The organism is Micromonospora echinofusca (assembly GCF_900091445.1).
GTDB lineage: Bacteria > Actinomycetota > Actinomycetes > Mycobacteriales > Micromonosporaceae > Micromonospora > Micromonospora echinofusca.
The window spans coordinates 4,477,973-4,497,307 of the sequence record NZ_LT607733.1 but is presented as its reverse complement, the minus strand read 5'-3'; the positions used below and the strand labels follow the sequence as shown (position 1 = coordinate 4,497,307).

The window sequence follows — 19,335 nt, the reverse complement described above, 5'->3', positions numbered from 1 at the left end:
ACGGACGAGATGTCCGCCTGCACCCTGTTCTACGACGGCTACGGTGGTGTCACCATCCAGGACACGGCCTGCGACTCCACGGGCGTCTATGGTGAGTACCGCCGTACCCAGCAGAGTGGCACCACGCAGACGGTGAACAACTACCAGGGCTGCAACACGTCGGTGAACAGCGGCTCCGACACGTCCAACTACGTCTACAGGCACAGGGCCGCAGCCAACTACACCGGTCCGGACTCCTACTCCGGTTGGGAATGGAAGCCGTAACCCGATGGGGTGCGCGGGCCGACGCTTCGTCGGCCCGCGTTCCGTTGCACCGATGCCCGATGAGTGACGGGGTTCAGATGACGACAAGCACACCTGCCAGCAGCGCTTCGGAGATGGCCTTGATAGCGCGCGGGATTCGCTACGAGGTGGCGGGCCGCACCCTGCTCGCTGGCGCGGACCTGACGGTGGCCTCCGGGCAGTCGGTGGCGATCACCGGGCCCAGCGGCAGTGGCAAGACGAGCCTCGTGCTGTGTTTGGCCGGGTTGCTGCCAGTAGCGCAGGGAAGCATCCACATCTCGGCCACCAAGTTGACCGGGCTGCGTGCCGGGGATCGCGCGGCGCTGCGACTGTCACGCATCGGGGTGGTGTACCAGTTCGGGGAGCTGCTGCCGGAGCTCGCGCCGGTGGAGAACGTGGCCCTGCCGGCGCTGCTGGCGGGAGTGAAAACCGCCGAGGCATACGAGCGGGCGGGAAAGCTGCTCGCCGACTTGGGCGTGGCCGAACTTGCAGAGGCGCAGACCGCGACACTGTCCGGCGGAGAACGCCAACGGGTGGCGGTCGCCCGAGCGCTTGTGACGCGTCCGGCGGTAGTCCTCGCCGACGAGCCTACGGGCGCGTTGGACGAAACAGCCACCGATCTCGTTGCCGACCTGCTCTACGCGCTGCCTCGCAAGTATGGCTATGCCCTGGTAGTGGTGACTCACAACCCTCAGGTGGCCGCCCGCGCCGATTCCACAGTCGTTCTGCAGGGCGGGGCACTGGTGCCAGCGACGGTGGCAGCATGAGGCGTCCTGGCCCAACCGCGATGCTCGCCGTACTCGGTCACCGCAGTAGCCGTCACGGCGGCATGACGGCGTTGACCCACCGGGTGGCCTTGGCCTCAGCGACGATAGTCGCACTGCTGAGTGGATGGCTGTTCATCGCCGCGGACGCGGTATTCACCGCTCGCGACGCTCGTATCGTTTCCCGCGAACCAGTCTTCCTCGACCGCGGCGACACCAGCGCGCCGATGGCCAAGTGGGCCGAACGCGGCGACTTCCATCATGACAGCCAGTTCATCGTCATCAACGTGGTTCCACAACGCGCCGACGCACCGCCGCCACCGGGACTGCCGCGTTGGCCAGCCCCCGGGGAAGCGTTCCTGTCGCCGGCGCTGCTGGCCGCCGACACCGACGGAGAGCTTCAGCAACGCTACGGCCGCTTCGCCGGCGAGATCGACGCCGATGGTCTGGCCGAGCCCGCCGAGTGGCTGGTATACCTGCAGCCGACAGATCCCACCTGGCTGGACCGCTCCGGCGCCGAAACCCGTATCAGCGGCTTCGGCAATCCGCAGGTCACCCCGCTGACCTACCGCACCTCGGGTCTATCCGGCCGCACCGCCCACGACATGTACCTGCTCATGCTGCTCGTCATCGGCGTACCGACCCTGGTATTGATCGCGGTTGCGGTGCGCTCCGGCGCTGAGCAGCGGGACCGACGCCTGGCGATGCTTGATGCCCTTGGCGCACCCGCACGAGCCAAGTCCTGGGTGCTCGCCGGGGAAGCCGGCCTGCCGGTTGCCGTTGGCATCCTGCTCGGGGGCGTGACCGCGGCGTTGACCACCGTCGTCGACGTCACCGTACCGTTCGTGGACTACCGAGTACGTTCGGTCGACCTGTCGGCTGGCCGTCCAGCGCTGGCGCTGCTAGCCGTCGGCACCGCCATGCTGATGCTGGCGCTGACCATCGCCGCGCAGCTACGGCGCCGCGCGGTGCAGGGCACGAGGCCCCGCGCCGTAACAGCTCGACTGAGAACATGGCCTCGAGTTGTGTTCGCGGTGGCCGTGATGCTCCTGGCCCTGGCCACATGGTCAGCCGCCGAAGCCGGCGGGGTGTATCCCAACGCCCTGCAGATGCGCGTGTTTCAAGCGGCCATGCTGGTGGCCATTCTCACCCTGCCCGCTGCCGTCGCCAGCCTCGCTGTGCCTGTCGCGCGCTTCGCAGCCCGCACCGGACGGCGCCGAGGCTGGCCTGCCGCACTCATCGGTGGACGCTGGCTACTGGACCGCTCCGCAGCGATCGCTCGCATGTGCGCCGCCGTCGTCGTCGGCTTGGCGGTACTGACCTTCCTGCAGGTCTACCTCAACCAGGCCCTCGACGCGGGCACCTGGTCCGCGCAGCGACAGCTACTCGGCGACCGCATCGTCACCGTACGCGCCAACAACCCCGCCATCGAGGCTGAACGCTTCACCACCACACTCGGCACCGATCGCACCGTTCGGGTCGCCACCGACAGGAACAACAACCAGGCCCTCGTCGGCACCTGCGAAGCCCTGGCCCACCTGGGTACCTTGACTACCTGCATGGCCACGCCCACCCCTGCACCTGCGGCGTACCGCACCTTCAACACGACCGGCGACGCCATCCGCTCCGGCGCGGCATCTACCATCCTCTGGACGGACCCACTCGTCGGCCCAACCGTGCCCAACGGATACCAAATCGTGGGCTTCCTGGTATTCAATGACGAGGGCATCTCAGGTGTGCAAGCCATCGCCCGCACCGCCTACGCCACACTCGCCTTCCCGGACGTGCACACCTCCGGGCAGTACAGCATTTCCGGTGCCGTTGACCAGGCACACCTATACTCCTGGGTCTGGGCCTTCGGACTACTCGGTGTCCTCGTGCTGGCACTGACCACCGCCATCGGCGCGATAGACACATTTCTGCTACAGACCCGCTCCCTCGGACCGCTCGGCGCGATGTACACCCGCCGAAGGCTCTACACCGCCATCGCTCAATGGAACATCACCGTGCCGCTCATTCTCGCTGGCGTCGTCGGAGGCGCCGCAGCTGCCGCCCTGGGATACGCCTTCAGTCTCACCCGCGGCTTCGGACGCCTCTCCTGGCCACTACTGACCGGCTCCGTCCTCACCGTCACGATCACCGCCATCGCGCTCGGTCTGCTCTGCGGAGAGACCGCGAGCCGCGCAGTACGCCGCTGGCGACCAACCGCTGACTGACAACAACCTCGGCCGGCGAAACATCCGGCGAACGTGAGGGCGGAGACCCGGCAGCTTCCATCTCACTACGCCCGGTCAACACGCCCTACCGCCCGGCGACACCGCCCTTGATCACAAACCACGAGAGCCTCGCAGTTGCGGCGAGGCTCTCGTCATGTGATGGGCCCGTCAAGATGTAGGAGGCACTGTTACCCGACCCTGACGCGCGCCATCTATCGGCGTAGAGTCTGCCCGCGTGTCCTTTGAGGGTCGGCAACAACACCCCACGATCGACACGACCCAGATCGAGATCAGATATTTAGTGGGCTGTCCCAGCCCACCCATGCGCAGGGCCATGCAAGGACCCCGGTGCCTGTGACCTCGGGCAGACGCAGGTCCGAGCCAGAGCCGGACTGCTCACCACAGATTCAGGCGGTCGCCGACACCGCCCCCTGATTGATCCAACTTCAGCCGGACGGTTGCAGCCTCACGTGGACAGGACAGCGACGGCCCCCGGACGGCGGCACGCAGTCGGGCGGATCAAGTTCCGTGAGAACGGATCAGGTACGGATCAGGTTCAGTGAGAACAGATCAACCCCGCTGAGAACCCACACCGACGCCATCGATACACCATAGCGGCTGTCAACATGGGTTGACATTAGACGCGATGTCAACGTAGGTTGACGACATGAGTCAGGCAACGGAACTCGCGGCGGCAGCCGGCAGCACCGACCCCCGGGTCGGGCTGCGCGCCGTCCGCGCGCTGCGCCGGCTGCTCGAGCGGCTCGAGGTGGTCCAGGTGGACAACGCCCGTCGACAGGGCTGGTCCTGGCAGGAGATCGCCGACGAGCTGGAAGTCAGCCGGCAGGCGGTCCACAAGAAGCACGCCGGTCGTCCGGCGGTCGGATCCTCCTGGGAGGCGTGATGTTCGAACGGTTCACCGACCGGGCCCGCACTGTCGTGCGCGACGCCCGGGACGAGGCCCGGACCGAGGGCCAGCGACCCGTCGGCACCGAGCACCTGCTGCTCGCCCTGCTCTCCGACGGCGACAGCCTCGCCGCCCGGGTGCTCGTCGAGGCCGGCCTGCGCGCCGACGACCTGCGGGCCCGCATCCGCCGGCACACCGAGCGGGGAGCCACCGGCCTCGGCGAGGCCGACGCCGCGGCCCTGCGCGAGATCGGCATCGACCTGGCTGCAATCGTGGCCCGGATCGAGGAGTCCTTCGGCCCCGACGCGCTGCGCGAGGCCGCGCCGGCGCCGCGTCGCCGCTGGGGCCGTCGACGGTACGCGGGCGGCCCCTTCTCCCCGCGCGCCAAGAAGGTGCTGGAGCTGGCCCTGCGGGAGGCGCTGCGCCTGCGCCACCGGCACATCGGCACGGAGCACATCCTGCTCGGCGTCCTCCGCGAGGGGCAGGGCCTCGGCGCGCTGGTGCTCACCGAGGCCGGCGCCGACCTCGACGACCTGCGCCGCCGGGTGGAGACCGCCCTGCGCACCCCCGCCTGACCGCCCGTCCCCTGGACGACGGGTCGCGGCGGGGCGGGGGAGGCGGCGGGAGGGGCGCAAGGGCGCGGCAAACGTGTTTGCGCTGCGCGTAACGTCACCGCGCCGCCGGGTCGCTGCCGTGCCGGATCTGCTGCACACTGGCGCCGTGGATGCTGGACAGGACAAGGGACGCCCGGCGCACGACGGCGGTCTGCGCTCGGCCGTGGTGGTCAACCCGGTGAAGGTGGCCGACCTCGACGAGCTGCGTCGTACGGTCCACGACGCCCTCGCCGCGGCCGGTTGGCCCGAGCCGCTGTGGTTCGAGACCACGGTCGAGGACCCGGGCCGGGGCCAGACGGAGGAGGCGGTCGCGGCCGGCGTGGACGTCGTCTTCGCCTGCGGCGGCGACGGCACCGTGATGGCCTGCGTCAGCGGCCTCGTCGGCACCGACGTGGCGCTCGCCGTGCTGCCGCAGGGCACCGGCAACCTGCTCGCGGCCAACCTGGGGCTGTCGGTCGACCTGGCCGGCGGGCTGGAGGTCGCCGTCGAGCGTGGCCGCCGGCTGCTCGACGTCGGCGCGGTCGAGGACCACTACTTCACCGTGATGGCCGGCATGGGCTTCGACGCCCAGATGCTCGCCGACACTTCGGAGACCACCAAGAAGCGGATCGGCTGGCCGGCGTACGTGGTGGGGGCCGCCCGGCACCTGCGGGACCGGCCGATGAGGGTCTCCATCCGCATCGACGACCAGCAGCCGCTGCGCCGCCGGGCCCGCTCCGTCCTCGTCGCCAACGTGGGCCGCCTCCAGGGCGGCGTACGCCTGCTCACCGAGGCCGAACCGGACGACGGCTACCTCGACGTCGCGGTGCTCACGCCGCGTACGCTGCGGCACTGGCTCGCGCTCGGCTGGGCGGTCGTACGCAAGCAGGACCGCGTGCCCCGGATGGAGGTCTTCCGGGCCCGGCGGGTGGAGATCACCAGCAACCGGGCCCAGCCCCGGGAGCTCGACGGCGATCTGATCGAGCCGGGGCGCACCCTCAAGGCCGAGATCCGCCGGCGGGCGCTGTGGCTCTGCGTGCCGCAGCCGGAGCAGGATCCCGACCTGGCCGAGGACGCGAAGGCGGCCGCGGAGCGTGGTGAGCAGTTGATCGAGGAAGCCCGCCGTGAGTAGCACCCGGATCGTGCCGGAGACCCGGCTGATGTCCGACGAGGAACTCAACGCCGACGACGCCTGGCACACCCTGCGCCGGCAGGGCGGCTGGCACCTGCTGCGCGACGCGTTCATCCGGTTCCGCTACGGCGACGGGTTCAGCCACTCGCGCGCCTTCGCGCTGCAACTCTGCCTCGCCGTGGTGCCGTTCCTGATCGCGTTGACCGGCCTGATCAGCGAACTCGGCGTGGAGGAGGGCGGCCGCGTCGTCGCCGACACGGTCCTGGCCCTCACCCCCGGGGCGAGCGAGCCGATGGTGGCCGAGCTGCTCGGCGAGGGGGACCGCACCGAACGCGCCGGCGAACTGGCGCTCGGCCTGGGCATGCTCACCGGCCTGGTCGCGCTGACCAGCACCATGGCCCAGATCGAACGCGGGGCCAACCGCATCTACGGCGTGGAACGGGACCGGCCCGCGCTGTGGAAGTACGTCCGCGCGACCATCCTCGCGCTCGCTGCCGGCGTACCGGCGTTGGCCGGGTTCCTGATCCTCGTCGGCGGCGGCCCGATGGGCGACTCGGTGCAACGGCACTACGCCTGGGGCGAGCTCGCCAACGGCGTCTGGGACGTGGTGCGCTGGCCGCTGAGCCTGGGCCTGACCGTCCTCGCCGTCGCCGTGATCTTCCGGCACGCCCCCCGCCGCAAACAGCCCGGCCTGTCCTGGCTCTTCTTCGGCGCCGGGATCGCCACCGCCCTGTGGTGGCTGGCCAGCCTGCTACTGGCCGCGTACGTGCGCTTCAGCGGGGGGTTCGGCCAGACGTACGGGGCGCTGACCGGGATGATGGCGCTGCTGCTCTGGGCCAACCTGACGGGCATGGCGCTGTTCGGTGGACTCTCCTTCGCCGCCCAGCTCGAGGCGCTGCGCATCGGCGTGCGGGAGCCCGCCCAGCCCGACCTCTGGGAGCCCGAGGCCCAGCGCGAGGAGATCCACGACACGGGCGAGATGAGCTCGCTGTAGCTCCGCATCGGACACCCCCCGGTGTACGCGGAGCGCCGATCGGGTAATGCGGCACGCCAGAAGCGAGAGGGAGGCTGCCGTGGGTGCGGTCAAAGAGGCGTTGCGACGACCCTTGGGTCACTTCACCGAGCGGACCCTCGCCGGTCTGGCGATCGTGCTCGGTGCCGGGGTCGGCTTCGGGGTGCTCCTCGTACTGGTCCGGACCCGGTGGACCCCCCTCTACGACGTCGACCACGGCGTCGCTCAATGGCTCAACGACCTGGTCGCCCCGCACGGACCACTGGTGACCGTGCTCAACGCGCTCACCGACCTCGGCGGGCGGGCCGTCATCATCTGGCTGGTGTCGGTCGCCGTGGTGGGCCTGCTGATCCGCAAGCAGGGCCGGCTCGCGGTGTTCCTGATCGTCACCGGCGTCGGCGCCCTCGTCCTCGACCCGGCGCTCAAGACCCTGGTGGACCGGCTGCGCCCCGAGGTGGAGGTGCCCATCGGCACGTACGCCGGGGACAGCTTCCCCAGCGGCCACGCGCTCGGCTCGATGGTCGCGTACGGGGCGTTGCTGCTGGTCTTCCTGCCGGCCATGTCGCGCCGCTGGCGCAAGCCCGCGATCGCCCTGGTCGCCGTCGTCGTGTTCCTCATCGGCCTGACCCGGATCGCGCTGGGCGTGCACTTCGTCTCGGACGTGCTGGGGGCCTGGCTGCTCGGCGCCGCCTGGCTCGGCGTCACCGCGTACGCCTTCCGGCTCTGGCGGTTGGAGCGGGGCCGTCCGGTGCCGGCGCTGACCGACGGGCTGGAGCCGGAGGCCGCGCACGACGTCGCGCCCGCCCCCGACGAGGCGCACCTGCTGCCGCACCCCCGGGCCGCCGTGTTCGAGCTGATCGTCGGCTGGGTGCTCGTCCTCGGCGCGCTGTACGGCTTCGGCATGTTCGTCAGCTACTACGCCGACGGGACCTTCTTCGCCACCCTCGACACCGACGTGCCACGGTGGTTCGCCGAGCACCGCACGCCGGGCCGGGACGACTTCAGCTACTGGTGGAGCAAGGCCGGCGACACCCACGCCATCCTGCTCATCTCGCTGGTCTTCTGCCCGCTCGTGCTGGCCGTGTGGCGGCGCTGGCGGCCGGTGCTCTTCGTCGCGTTGACCATGTTCGGCGAGCTGAGCCTCTTCCTCGCCTCCGCCGCCGCCGTCGACCGGCCGCGCCCGCCCGTCGGCAACCTCGACGGGCCGATGCCGACCTCCTCCTTCCCGTCCGGCCACATCGCCGCCACGCTCTGCGTCTGGGTGGCGATCGCGGTGATCGTCTTTCCGCGTACCGACCGGTGGTGGCGCTGGATCTTCGTGGCGCTGGCGGTCGTGATGCCGGCCGGCGTGGCGATCAGCCGGATGTACCGGGGGATGCACCACCCCACCGACTTCATGGGCGCGATCATCCTCACCGCCCTCTGGATCGGGCTGCTCTACTGGGTCGTACGTCCCAACGAGGACCTGCGCGAGGGCAACCGGCCGAGCATCGAGTCCGAGGACGTGGACACCCTCGACGACGAGCTGGCCAAGGCCGGCCGGACGGACTGACCCGCCCATGCTGCGGGCGATGACCTGGAACATCCGCACGGGCGGGCGCGACCGGGGCGGCGCCGACCGGCGGGACCTGCTGGTGCGGGTCGTCGCCGCCGAGCGGCCGGACGTGCTGGCGTTGCAGGAGCTGCGGGACTTCGACGACCGGCCGGCCGCCGCGCCTGCCCCCGTCGGTGATCGCCGCGCAGGTGCGGGCGGCGTGCTCGCCGACTTCGCGGGCCGGGTGGGGATGCGTCCCCACCTGGCCCGGTCCTGCTTCGGTCAGCCGGTGGCGGTGCTGCTCCGCCCGCCGCTACGGGCGCTCGCCGCGGCCCCGGTTCGCCGGCCGTTCCACCACGCCGCGCAGCGCGTCAGCGTGGCCACCACCGCGGGCGCGCTGACGGTGCTGAGCGTGCACCTCGACCCGTACTCGGGGTTGCGGAGGCGCGTCGAGGCGGGCTGGGCCGCCGCCGCGCTAGGCCGCGCGCCGGGGCGACTGGGGCTGCTGGCCGGCGACCTGAACACCCTCGACCCGGTCGCCGAGCACACCGACCGCATCGCCCGGCTGCCGGCCGCGTACCGCCGTCGTCACCTGCGCTGCGACGGTCGGACGGTGGAGACCCGGGCGGTGGCCCGGCTGCTCGCCGCCGGCCTGGTCGACCTGTACGCGGCGGCCGGCCGGCCGGACGACGGGCTGACGGCCCCCACCCGACACGGCGGCGGGGCCGAGTTCTCGGGGATGCGGCTGGACTACCTGTTCGGCACCGCCGCGCTCGCCGAGCGGGTGCGGGACTGCCGGGTGCTGCGCGGCGGCGAGACCGAGTACGCCTCCGACCACTACCCGGTGGTCGCGGACCTCGACCTCGACCCGGCCTGACCACCTGGCCGTCCCGAGGGCCGCGACGGCGGCGCATTGCCGGTGCGGACTACCGTGAGCTGGTGATCGACTCGCCGAGTCCGGAGCCGGGGCACACCGGGTCGCCACCCGCTCCGTTGCTGGTCGCCGTCGCCCGGGGAATCGCGCTGGTCGTGGTGGTGCCGCTGCGGTTGATCTGGGAACTGGTCGCCGCCGTCGGCGGCTGGCTGCACCGCTGGCTGCTCGCGCCGGTCGGCCGGTTCCTGGACCGCTGGCTGCTGCGCCCGCTGGGCTGGCTGCTGCGGATGCTGCTGTGGGTGCCGCTGGTGTGGCTCGGCCGTGGCCTGGGCTGGCTGTTCCGGACGCTGGTCTGGGTGCCGCTGGTCTGGTTGGGGCGCGGGCTGGCGTGGCTGGCCCGGACGGTGGTGTGGGTGCCGCTGGCCTGGCTGGCGTACCACCTGATCTGGGCGCCGCTGCGCTGGCTGGGCCGCGTGCTCGCCCCGCTCGGACGCCTGCTCCTGGCCGGGCTCGCGGCGGTCCGCCGTTGGCTGGCGGCGGCGGGCCGGGTGCTGCTGCACGCGCTCGCCTGGGCCTGGTGGGCCGCCGGCCGGCTGCTGTGGTGGTGCTACGCGCTCACGCTGCGGCCCTTCGTGCTGGCGGCGGGCTGGCTGTGGCGGAACGCCGTCCGCCCGGTGGGCCGGGCGGTGGCCGCCGCGTGGCGGGCGACGGTGTCGCCGGCCGTGCGTCGGGTGCGCCGCGCCGTCGTGGACCCGGTCCGCCAGGCGACCCGTGAGGTGTTGGCGGCCCTGGGCCTGCGCGGCTGACCGCCCACGCCGCCCCTTGAGCGGTGCCCGGGCGAGATCTTGGCGCGGAACGGCCCCTCCAGGGGCACTCCCGTACCAAGATCTCCGGAGCGCGAGCGGAGCGGGAGCGCGAGCAGGGCGGGCTTACAGGAGCAGGTTGAGCAGGACGGTCAGGACGACCGACGCGACGATCGAGAAGAGGATCATCAGCAGGCAGCCGAGGCCGCCGCCGGCCGGCCGGATCTCCGTGTTGCCGATACGCATGTGATCACCTGTTCGTCAGCGAGGGGGCGAGAAGGGCGCGCACCGCGTCGGCGAGCTGCGTCGGCGCGGTGGTGGCGACGTTGTGCGCGGCACCCGGCACGGTGGCCGTACGGGCGTGCGGCACCAGCCGGCCCACCTGCGTACGCCAGGACGGCGGCACGATCGGGTCCCGGGAGCCGGCGACCACCAGGGTGGGTGCGGCGATGCGGACGAGGTCCGCCTCGATGCCGTTGCGTACCGAGTGCGACAGCGTCGCGTGCACCCGCCAGGGGCGGGCGTCGACGACGTCCCGCAGCAGGATCGGCGCCTGCAACGGCGCCTCCCGCAGGGTGTCCACCAGCCAGCGTCCGAACTGCGCCCGCCGGGACCGGGCGGCCGGGTCGCTGGTCGGGCCGGCGAGCACCACCGCTGCGACCGCGTCGGGGTGCCGGGCGGCCAGCGCCGCGACGACCTCCGCGCCGAACGAGTGCCCGAGCAGGCAGACGGGCGGCATCCGGTACGCGGCCAGCCAGGCGGCCAGGTGGGCGGCGTGCTCGCGCACGTCGTACGCGCGGCCGGGGCGCTCGGTCAGCCCGAAGCCGGGCAGGTCGGGCACGTACACCGGATGGGTGTCGGCCAGCGCCAGGGCTAGCGGGGTCAGGTAGCGGTGGGACACGGCCAGCCCGTGCACCAGCACGACCGGGGTGGTGGCGGTGCCGGGGTCGCCCGCGCGGCGGGTGTGCGTACGCAGCCCGTCGACCAGCCGCCACTCGCTGGTCAGCCCGGCGGCCGGTCTCGGGGCGGCCAGCGCGACGCGCAGCTCCGCCGGACCGAACCGGCCCGGCGGGCTCACCCGGGGCCGCCGGGCCGGTGTGGTCCTCACAGCTCGCGCAGCCTCGGCAGGAGCTGCTCCTGCGCCCAGTCCAGGAACATCGGCTGCGTCTCGCCGCCCACCTGCACGATCGCCACGTGGGTGAAGCCGGCGTCGACGAACTTGCGGAACGCCTCGACGTGCCGGTCCAGGTCGGGCCCGCAGGAGATCCCCTCGGCCACGTCCTCCTCGCGGACGAACTGCGTGGCGGCGGCGAACGACTCCGGCCCGGGCAGGTCCGCGTTGACCTTCCAGCCCATCCCGAACCAGCGGAACTGGTCGTGCACGATCTTGCGGCACTCCGCCTCGTCCGGGCCGTAGCAGATGGCCACCTGGCCGTAGCGGGGCTGCCCGGCGCCGCCGGCCTCGTCGTACATCTCGATGATGTGCGGGTCCGGCTCGGTCGCGACGAGGCCGTTGCCGTACTCGGCGGCGAGGGTGACCGACTGGCGGCCGGAGGCGGCGACGGCCATCGGCACCGGCCGGGCCGGCCGGTCCCACACGTAGGCGTCGGGCACGTCGTAGTGGTTGCCCGAGAAGGTCAGCGTCTCCCCGTTCAGCAGCGGTCGGATGATCTGGAGCGCCTCCTCGAACATCTCGTGCCGCTGCTGCACGTGCGGCCAGCCGCCGACGACGTGCTCGTTGAGGTTCTCGCCCGCGCCCAGGCCGAGGGTGAACCGGCCGTCGGAGAGCACCCCGACCGTGCTGGCCTTCTGCGCCAAGACCGCCGGGTGGTAGCGGCGGATCGGGCAGGTGACGAAGGACATCAGCTCCGCGCGGCTGGTGGCGTGCGCGACCGCGCCGAGCACCGACCAGGCGTACGGGGAGTGGCCCTGGGAGTCCAGCCAGGGGTAGTAGTGGTCGGAGATGACGAGCTGGTCGAAGCCGGCCGCCTCCGCCCGTACCGCGTAGTCGACCAGTTGCTTCGGACCGGCCTGCTCGCACATCAGGGTGTAGCCGACGTTGACCATGGATGTCTCCTTCCGACCTGGGCGGATCATCCCCGGGTACCCCGGCCAACCCCGGTCAACCCCCGCGTCCGGTGTCGACCGACCGCTGCTTAACCGGTTCATTGCGTGACCGGCCCGACCCGCCTACGCTGATCCCTGCGCCGCCGGGAGCCGGGCGGCGGCTGCCGGGCTGCAGCCGCCATCCCCTGTGACGTCCCACCCCCACCTGGGCAGTGGGGGTCCTCCCTCTGAGGAAGGCCATGAAGAAGAGACTCTCCGCCGCCGGTGCGGCCCTGCTCGCGTTGCTGGTCGCCGTACTGGCGTTCGGCCAGCCCGCGCGGGCCGCCACCGGCTTCTCCGTCGCCGACGGCAAGCTCTACGACGCCAACGGCAGCGAGTTCGTCATGCGCGGCGTCAACCACGCGCACACCTGGTACCAGCAGCAGACCAGCTCCTTCGCCAACATCAAGGCGCTCGGGGCGAACACGGTGCGCGTGGTGCTGGCCAGCGGCCAGCGGTGGGCGAAGAACGACACCGCCGACGTCGCCAACGTCATCTCGCTGTGCAAGGCCAACCGGCTGATCTGCGTGCTGGAGGTGCACGACACCACCGGCTACGGCGAGCAGAGCGGGGCGGCCACCCTGGACCAGGCGGCCGACTACTGGCTCAGCGTCTCCAGCGCCCTCGCCGGCCAGGAGAAGTACGTCATCGTCAACATCGGCAACGAGCCGTACGGCAACCAGGGCTACGGCACCTGGGCGACCGACACCGCCAACGCGATCAAGCGGCTGCGGGCGGGCGGCCTGACGCACACCATCATGGTCGACGCCCCCAACTGGGGCCAGGACTGGTCGTTCACCATGCGCGACAACGCCGCGTCGGTCTTCGCGGCGGACCCGCAGAAGAACACCGTCTTCTCCATCCACATGTACGGCGTCTTCGACACCGCCGCCGAGATCAGCGACTACCTCGGCCGGTTCCGCGCCGCCAAGCTGCCGATCGTGGTCGGCGAGTTCGGCTTCGACCACTCCGACGGCAACCCCGACGAGGACACCATCCTCTCCTACTCCCAGGCCAACGGGATCGGCTACCTGGGCTGGTCGTGGAGCGGCAACGGCGGCGGCGTCGAGTACCTCGACATGGTCACCAGCTTCAACCCCGCCGCCCTGACCACGTGGGGCCAGCGCATCTTCAACGGGGCGAACGGGATCAAGGCCACCGCGAAGGAGGCGACGGTCTACGGCAGCACCCCGCCGCCGACCTCCCCGCCGCCGACGACGCCCCCGCCCACCACCCCGCCGCCCACGACCCCGCCGCCGTCCACCCCGCCGCCGGGCGGCTGCACGGCGACGTACACGGTGACCAACCAGTGGCAGGGCGGCTTCCAGGGTGAGGTGAAGGTGACCGCCGGCTCGGCCGCGATCACCGGCTGGACGACGAGGTGGACGTTCGCAGGAGGCCAGACCGTCAGCCAGTCCTGGAGCACCGTCCTGAGCAGCAGCGGGGCGACCGTCACGGCCCGCAACGCCGACTGGAACGGCCGGCTGGGCGCCGGCGCCAGCACCAGCTTCGGCTTCATCGCCAGCTGGAACGGCACCAACGCCACGCCCGCGGTGACCTGCACCGCGAGCTGAGATCCGGCGTACCACCGGTGGCCGGGCCCGCGCGGGCCCGGCCACCGGCGGGCGTTGCCGTGCGCGCTGTCGAGCTGCCCCGTCCGTGGGACCGGCCGCCGCCGCGGACCCGGAACATCCTGCCCCGTCTGTACGGGCAGCTCGACAGGGGCGATACGCTCAGTCGACGGCGGTGACCTCCAGCAGCACGGTCTGCTCGGGATGCAGCGCGGGCATCTGGAGCCCGACGGTCGCCAGCACCGCGCCGCCGAGCGTCACGCCGCCGTCGGCCAGCCAACCCGGCCCGGTCAGTTCGAGGGTCGCGGGTTCCGGCACGCCGGTGACGGGCCGCACCGCGTACCGGCGGCGGGGGCCGAGGCCGGGAAGCCGGACCGGCCCGGGCGTCTGGGCCACCGAGGTGGCCAGCCGGGCTACGGCGTACACCGCGTGGGAGCCGTCGTGGGCGACCACGCCGTGCGCCCAGACGGCCGGGTCCGGGTGGTCGACCCGGACCACCCGCCCGGCGTGCAGCAGCGGGCGCAGCCGCTTGTGCAGCGCGACCCAGCCGGCCAGCTCGCGGCGCCGCCCCGCGTCGATCGCCCCGATGTCCCACTCGATGCCGTGGTGGCCGAAGAGCGCGGTCGCGGCGCGGAAACCCAGGTCGTGCACGCGGTGGGTGGTGTGCGAGCGCTCCGGCCCGATGTGGCTGCCGACCAGCTCGGGCGGGAGCAGCAGCCCCGTCCAGCGCTGGATGGCCAGCCGTTCCAGGGCGTCGTTGCAGTCGCTGGCCCAGACCCGGTCGGTGCGCCGCAGGATCTCCAGGTCCACCCGCGCGCCGCCGGACGCGCAGCTCTCGATTTCCACCCGCGGGTGGCGGCGGCGCAGCTCGTCGAGGAGCCGGTAGGCCGCGAGGGTCTGTCCGTGCACCCCCGGGCGGCCCTGGTGGCCGGCCTCGGTCAGGTCCCGGTTGTGGTCCCACTTGAGGTAGTCGATGCCGGGGTACGCGGTGAGCAGCGCGTCGAGCCGCTCCAGCAGGTGGGCGTACGCGGGCGGGTGGGCCAGGTCGAGCACCTGCTGGTGCCGCCACGTCGGCGGCATCCGGCCGGGCGTCGACAGCACCCACCCGGGGTGGGCGCGGAACAGCTCGGAGTCCGGGTTGACCATCTCCGGTTCGACCCAGAGGCCGAACTGCATCCCGCGCCCGCGTACGTGGTCGACGATCGGGTGCAGGCCGTCGGGCCACACGGTCTCGTCGACGTACCAGTCGCCGAGGCCGGCGCGGTCGTGGCGGCGCCCCCGGAACCACCCGTCGTCGAGCACGAAGCGTTCCACCCCGACCTCGGCGGCGTGGTCGGCCAGCGCGCGCAGCCGCTCCAGGTTGTGGTCGAAGTAGACGGCCTCCCAGACGTTGAGGGTGACCGGGCGGGGCGTGGCCGGGTGCTGCGGGCGGGCACGCAGGTGGGTGTGCAGGACGTCGCTGATCCCGTCCAGCCCGGCGGCGGAGAAGGCGGCGTACAGCAGGGGAGTGGCGTACTCCCCGCCAGGGTCGAGCACCACCTCGCCGGGGGCGAGCAGCTCGCCGCCGCCGAGGACCGACTCGCCCGTCGGCCGCCGCTCGGCGAAGGTGACGTGGTCGCCGCTCCACGCGGTGTGCACGGCCCACACCTCGCCGTGGCCGAATCCGAACCCCGCCGTACCGGCGACCAGCAGCAGGGTCGCGTCGTGCCCGGTGCGGCCGTGCCGGCCCTCGCGTACCCAGGTGCCCATCGGCCAGGGGTGCCGCTGCGGGGACCGTTCCCGGCACCACCGGCCGGTCAGGTCGAGCAGTTCGGTGGCGACCGCCGGCACCGGCAGGACCGGCGTCAGCTCCCGCAGCTCGTACGGGTGGTCGCCGGTGTTGCGCAGCCGGTGGCGCAGCAGCACCAGCCCGGTCGCGTCGAGCGTGAGCTCGACGGTCAGCGACAGCCCGGCGGCGGCGTCGGCCGCCCGTACGGTGACCCGGGCGGGACCGCTGCCGTCGTCGGCCACGTCGACGCCGTCGAGCCGGAAGGCGGTGGCCCAGTCCCGGCGCTCGCGGTGCCCGGCCAACGCCGGGCGGCCGCCCCAGCCGGCCGACGCCTCGGGCAGCAGGGTCAGCACCGTCGGCGCGTCGAAGCTGCTCGGTACGACCGGCGCGACGGTCGTGGCGAGCAGGGCGGGCAGGTCGTCGGCCGGGACCGGGCCGAGGTCGGCGCCCCAGTGCGCGAGGCGGGGCAGCCCCGGGCCGCGCGCGTCGAGCACCAGGCTGGTCCGGGCACGCCGCAGGTGGACGACGCTCATCCCTTCGACGCTCCCAGGGTCAGGCCCCGGACGAACTGCCTCTGCAACAGGAAGAACACCACCAGGGTCGGTACGGCGACCAGCACCGAGCCGGCCGAGACGAGGTTGTTGTCGGTGAAGAACTCGCCACGCAGGTTGTTCAGCGAGCTGGTCACCGGGAACTTGTCGCCGGTACGCATGAGCACGGTGGCCCAGAAGAACTCGTTGTAGATCCAGGTCACCTCCAGGGTGGCCAGCGCGGCGAGGGCCGGTCGGCACAGCGGCATGGTGACCTGCCAGTACTGGCGCCAGACGCTCGCCCCGTCGATCATCGCCGCCTCGTAGAGGTCGTGCGGCAGGGCCTTCATGTAGTTGCTGAGCACGAAGACGCAGAAGCCGCACTGGAAGGCGACATTGACCAGGATCAGCCCCCAGTAGCTGTCGTAGAGCACCTCCGAGTCGCTCATGAACGCCGGCAGCGGCACCTGCGTGAAGAGCCGGAACAGGGGGATGAGCAGGGCCTGCTGGGGCAGCAGGTTCGCGGCGGTGAACAGGCCGAGCAGGACGATGTTGGTCTTCCAGTTGAACCGGGCGATGACGAACGCCACGCAGGAGGCGAGGAAGAGGGTCAGCAGCACCGCCGGCACGGTGATGTAGACGGAGTTGAGGAAGTGCTTGCCGAACTCGGCGGTCCGCCAGGCGGTGACGTAGTTGTCGAGGGTCCACCCGCCGAGCGAGACGTAGCCGTTGGTGGCCGTGTACTCGTAGGAGCGCAGCGAGGTCAGCACGGCCCAGAGGATCGGGAAGAGCCAACCGATCGACACCGCGGCGAGGAAGACGTGCAGCACGATCCGCGCCGGGCGCGGCGGCGGGCGCCGCCGGGGCGCGGGGGCGGTGCCGGCTTCCCGGGTCACGGTAGCGGTGCTCATCGGCGTCCCTCCCGCAGCACGGTCGCCAGGTAGACGGTGATGAAGAGCAGCGAGACGACCAGCATGATCGTCGCCAGTGCGGAGCCGAAGCCGATGCGGCTCGCCTCGCCCACGACGTTCTGGGTGACCAGCGCCGAGAGCAGTTCCAGGCCGTTGCGGCCCTTGTTGATGACCCAGACCAGGTCGAACGCGCGCAGCGACTCGATCACCGTCACCACCAGCACGATGATGTTGATGGGCCGCAGGACCGGGAAGATCACCTTGAAGAACGTCCGGCCCTCCGACGCGCCGTCCACGGCGGCGGCCTCCCGCAGGGACGGGTCGACGCCCTTGAGCCCGGCCAGGTAGAGCAGCATGATGTAGCCGACGTGCCGCCAGCCGGCGGCCACCAGCACGGCCCAGATGTTGACGTCGGGGTCGCCGTACCAGTCGACGCCGGTGCCGAGGACGGCGTTGAGTAGGCCCTGGTCGCGGGAGTAGAGCAGCTGCCAGACGAAGCCGATCAATGCCAGGGAGAGCACCACCGGGAGGTAGAGCGCGGTCTGGTAGAACCGGGTGCCGCGCAGCTCCTTGTCGAGCAGGACGGCCAGGAACATGCCGAACGGGGTGGCCACCGCGAACAGCGCCGCCAGCCAGAGCAGGTTGTTCTGCACGGCCGGCACGAACGGCGGATAGTTCTGGACCACGTCGGCGTAGTTGCGACCGCCGACCCACTCGATGTCGGAGACCGGGCCGATGCCGTCCCAGTCGGTGCCGGAGAGCAGCACGGTGGCGCCCGCCGGCAGCCAGACCAGGCCGACGACGAGCAGCAGCGGTACGGCCACCATGAGCGCGACGACCACGCGGTCGGTGCGGGACAGCAGCCGTACGCGCCGGCGGCGGCCACCCGTGGGGGTGGCGGCCGCCGCCAGCGGCGGCGCGGCGCGATCCGCTTGGATCAGGGGCAGGTCGGACACGGTGCCCTCACCCTCTCGCCGTCAGTCGGTGAAGATCGACTTTTTCTGGTTCTCGATGCTGGACGTCAGCCCGTCGATGTCCTTCGGGTCCTTGATGAACTGCTGGAGCGCCGGGATGATCACCGTGGAGGCGAAGTCCGGGCGGGTGTCGCGGTCCAGGAACTGGGCGATCTCGGTGGCCGAGCCGACCAGCTCGGCGGCCTTCTTCTGCAGCGCGCTGTAGCCGCTGGTGTCGGCCTCGCCGTTGGCGACCAGCGTGCTCGGGTCGTTCTTGATGGTGATGTCCGCGGCGGCCTTCGAGCCGACGTACTCCAGCAGCTTCCTGGCGTTGGCCTCCTGCTTCGGCTTGCGGGCCATCATGTAGCCGTCGATGGGCGCGTCCAGGGCCTTGGCCCCGATCGCCGGGTCGATCTCGGGGAAGGTGAAGAAGTCGAGGTCGGCCAGGTCGTCGCCGTCGAACTGCTGGCCGACGAAGAGGCCGAGCAGGTACATGCCGCTCTTCTTCTGCTGCAACGACTGGGCGGCCTCCTGCCAGGTCCGGCCGAGGCTGTCGGGCTGGTGCAGGGGCAGCAGGCCGCGCCAGGTGTCGAAGACCTTCTTCACCTTCTCGGAGGTCCAGGACTCCTTGCCGGCCATCAGGTCGATGTGGAACTGGTAGCCGTTGATCCGCAGGTTGAGGATGTCGAAGGTGCCCATCGCCGGCCAGCCGTCCTTGTCGGCGAAGGCGATCGGGGTGAGGCCGTCCTTCTTCATCTCCCCGGCGAGCGCGGTCAGGTCGTCGAGGGTCTTCGGCACCTGGTAGCCGTTCTGCTGCCAGACCGACTTGCGGTAGAAGACGGCCCACGGGTAGTACGACGACGGCACGAAGTACTGCTTGCCGTCGTCCCCGGTCGACGCCTTGCGGAACGCGTCGGACATCCCGGAGAGCTTGCCCCAGACGTCGCTGAGGTCCCCGGCGAGGCCCCGGGCGGCGAAGAACCGCATCCGGTAGCCGGCGAACCACATGAACACGTCGTCCGGCTTGCCCTGGAGATAGTTGTTGATGTTCTCCTGGAACGTGTTGTGGTCGACGGTGTTGACCGCGACCTGGAGGCCGGACGAGGTCTGGAACCCGTCCACGACCTTCGCGACCACCTCCTTGGGTTTCGGGTCGGACTGGTTGGAGCCCAGCGACACCGTCTTGGCGTCGGCGCCGCCGGAGTCGGAACCGCAGCCGGCGAGCAGGCCCGTGCCGAGCAGCGCGGTGGTGCCGGCGGCGCCGGCCAGCAGCGAACGACGGCCGAGGCCGGCCACGGAGGGGGGTACGAGCCGGGCGAGGTACTCGGCTCGGGTGCGGGGACGGGACATGGTGCCTCCTGCGGATGAAGAGGAGTGCC

At 71.7% G+C, this 19,335-nt stretch carries 17 protein-coding genes; 11 read left to right on the top strand and 6 right to left on the bottom strand.

The window, feature by feature from the left end; translation table 11 throughout:
- Positions 1-9: 9 nt before the first annotated feature.
- From GA0070610_RS19030 to GA0070610_RS18985, 10 genes are all read left to right on the top strand, one after another.
- Positions 10-264 (top strand): hypothetical protein, encoded by a 255-nt coding sequence (locus tag GA0070610_RS19030; protein ID WP_089001292.1) that lies wholly within the window; start codon positions 10-12, stop codon positions 262-264.
- 59 nt (positions 265-323) lie between these two features.
- Positions 324-1,049 (top strand): ABC transporter ATP-binding protein, encoded by a 726-nt coding sequence (locus GA0070610_RS19025; protein WP_231925737.1) that lies wholly within the window; start codon positions 324-326, stop codon positions 1,047-1,049.
- 20 nt (positions 1,050-1,069) lie between these two features.
- The gene (locus tag GA0070610_RS19020; RefSeq protein WP_157747187.1) at positions 1,070-3,262 is read left to right on the top strand and encodes an FtsX-like permease family protein; all 2,193 of its coding nucleotides are present in this window, start codon (positions 1,070-1,072) and stop codon (positions 3,260-3,262) included.
- A 667-nt stretch (positions 3,263-3,929) separates the two neighbouring features.
- Positions 3,930-4,166 (top strand): HTH domain-containing protein, encoded by a 237-nt coding sequence (locus GA0070610_RS19015; protein ID WP_089001290.1) that lies wholly within the window; start codon positions 3,930-3,932, stop codon positions 4,164-4,166.
- The gene (locus tag GA0070610_RS19010; protein WP_089001289.1) at positions 4,166-4,744 is read left to right on the top strand and encodes a Clp protease N-terminal domain-containing protein; all 579 of its coding nucleotides are present in this window, start codon (positions 4,166-4,168) and stop codon (positions 4,742-4,744) included. The genes GA0070610_RS19015 and GA0070610_RS19010 overlap by 1 nt, the downstream gene beginning before the upstream one ends.
- Before the next feature lie 145 nt (positions 4,745-4,889).
- Positions 4,890-5,894, top strand: coding sequence for a diacylglycerol/lipid kinase family protein (locus GA0070610_RS19005; protein WP_089003605.1), 1,005 nt, complete (start codon positions 4,890-4,892; stop codon positions 5,892-5,894).
- A complete protein-coding gene (locus tag GA0070610_RS19000) occupies positions 5,887-6,888 on the top strand; it encodes a YihY/virulence factor BrkB family protein (RefSeq protein ID WP_089001288.1) in 1,002 nt (333 codons plus the stop codon). Before GA0070610_RS19005 ends, GA0070610_RS19000 begins: the two co-directional genes overlap by 8 nt.
- Positions 6,889-6,967: 79 nt before the next feature.
- Positions 6,968-8,458, top strand: coding sequence for a phosphatase PAP2 family protein (locus GA0070610_RS18995; protein WP_089001287.1), 1,491 nt, complete (start codon positions 6,968-6,970; stop codon positions 8,456-8,458).
- A gap of 7 nt (positions 8,459-8,465) precedes the next feature.
- Positions 8,466-9,317 (top strand): endonuclease/exonuclease/phosphatase family protein, encoded by an 852-nt coding sequence (locus GA0070610_RS18990; protein ID WP_089001286.1) that lies wholly within the window; start codon positions 8,466-8,468, stop codon positions 9,315-9,317.
- Positions 9,318-9,379: 62 nt separating this feature from the next.
- A complete protein-coding gene (locus tag GA0070610_RS18985) occupies positions 9,380-10,120 on the top strand; it encodes a hypothetical protein (protein WP_089001285.1) in 741 nt (246 codons plus the stop codon).
- Between the two features lie 247 nt (positions 10,121-10,367).
- Here GA0070610_RS18985 and GA0070610_RS18980 read toward each other — a convergent pair whose 3' ends face one another.
- On the bottom strand, positions 10,368-11,225 hold the full coding sequence (locus GA0070610_RS18980; protein ID WP_089001284.1) for an alpha/beta fold hydrolase: 858 nt from the start codon (positions 11,223-11,225) through the stop codon (positions 10,368-10,370).
- Entirely contained in the window at positions 11,222-12,184 is a 963-nt protein-coding gene (locus GA0070610_RS18975; RefSeq protein ID WP_089001283.1) for a TIGR03557 family F420-dependent LLM class oxidoreductase, read from the bottom strand. Before GA0070610_RS18975 ends, GA0070610_RS18980 begins: the two co-directional genes overlap by 4 nt.
- A 239-nt stretch (positions 12,185-12,423) precedes the next feature.
- On the opposite strand from GA0070610_RS18975, the gene GA0070610_RS18970 reads away from it, so the two are divergent.
- On the top strand, positions 12,424-13,797 hold the full coding sequence (locus GA0070610_RS18970) for a cellulase family glycosylhydrolase (RefSeq protein WP_089001282.1): 1,374 nt from the start codon (positions 12,424-12,426) through the stop codon (positions 13,795-13,797).
- 159 nt (positions 13,798-13,956) lie between these two features.
- Here the strand turns inward: GA0070610_RS18970 and GA0070610_RS18965 are convergent, their stop codons facing one another.
- The 4 genes from GA0070610_RS18965 to GA0070610_RS18950 are packed head-to-tail and all read right to left on the bottom strand — an operon-like array spanning position 13,957 to position 19,306.
- Positions 13,957-16,095: an alpha-galactosidase gene (locus GA0070610_RS18965; protein ID WP_089001281.1), complete on the bottom strand. Its 2,139-nt coding sequence runs from the start codon at positions 16,093-16,095 to the stop codon at positions 13,957-13,959.
- Entirely contained in the window at positions 16,092-17,003 is a 912-nt protein-coding gene (locus tag GA0070610_RS18960; RefSeq protein WP_089001280.1) for a carbohydrate ABC transporter permease, read from the bottom strand. Before GA0070610_RS18960 ends, GA0070610_RS18965 begins: the two co-directional genes overlap by 4 nt.
- Positions 17,000-17,959, bottom strand: coding sequence for a carbohydrate ABC transporter permease (locus tag GA0070610_RS18955; protein WP_089001279.1), 960 nt, complete (start codon positions 17,957-17,959; stop codon positions 17,000-17,002). The genes GA0070610_RS18960 and GA0070610_RS18955 overlap by 4 nt, the downstream gene beginning before the upstream one ends.
- 21 nt (positions 17,960-17,980) lie before the next feature.
- Positions 17,981-19,306, bottom strand: coding sequence for an ABC transporter substrate-binding protein (locus GA0070610_RS18950; protein WP_089001278.1), 1,326 nt, complete (start codon positions 19,304-19,306; stop codon positions 17,981-17,983).
- Between the last annotated feature and the right edge of the window lie 29 nt (positions 19,307-19,335).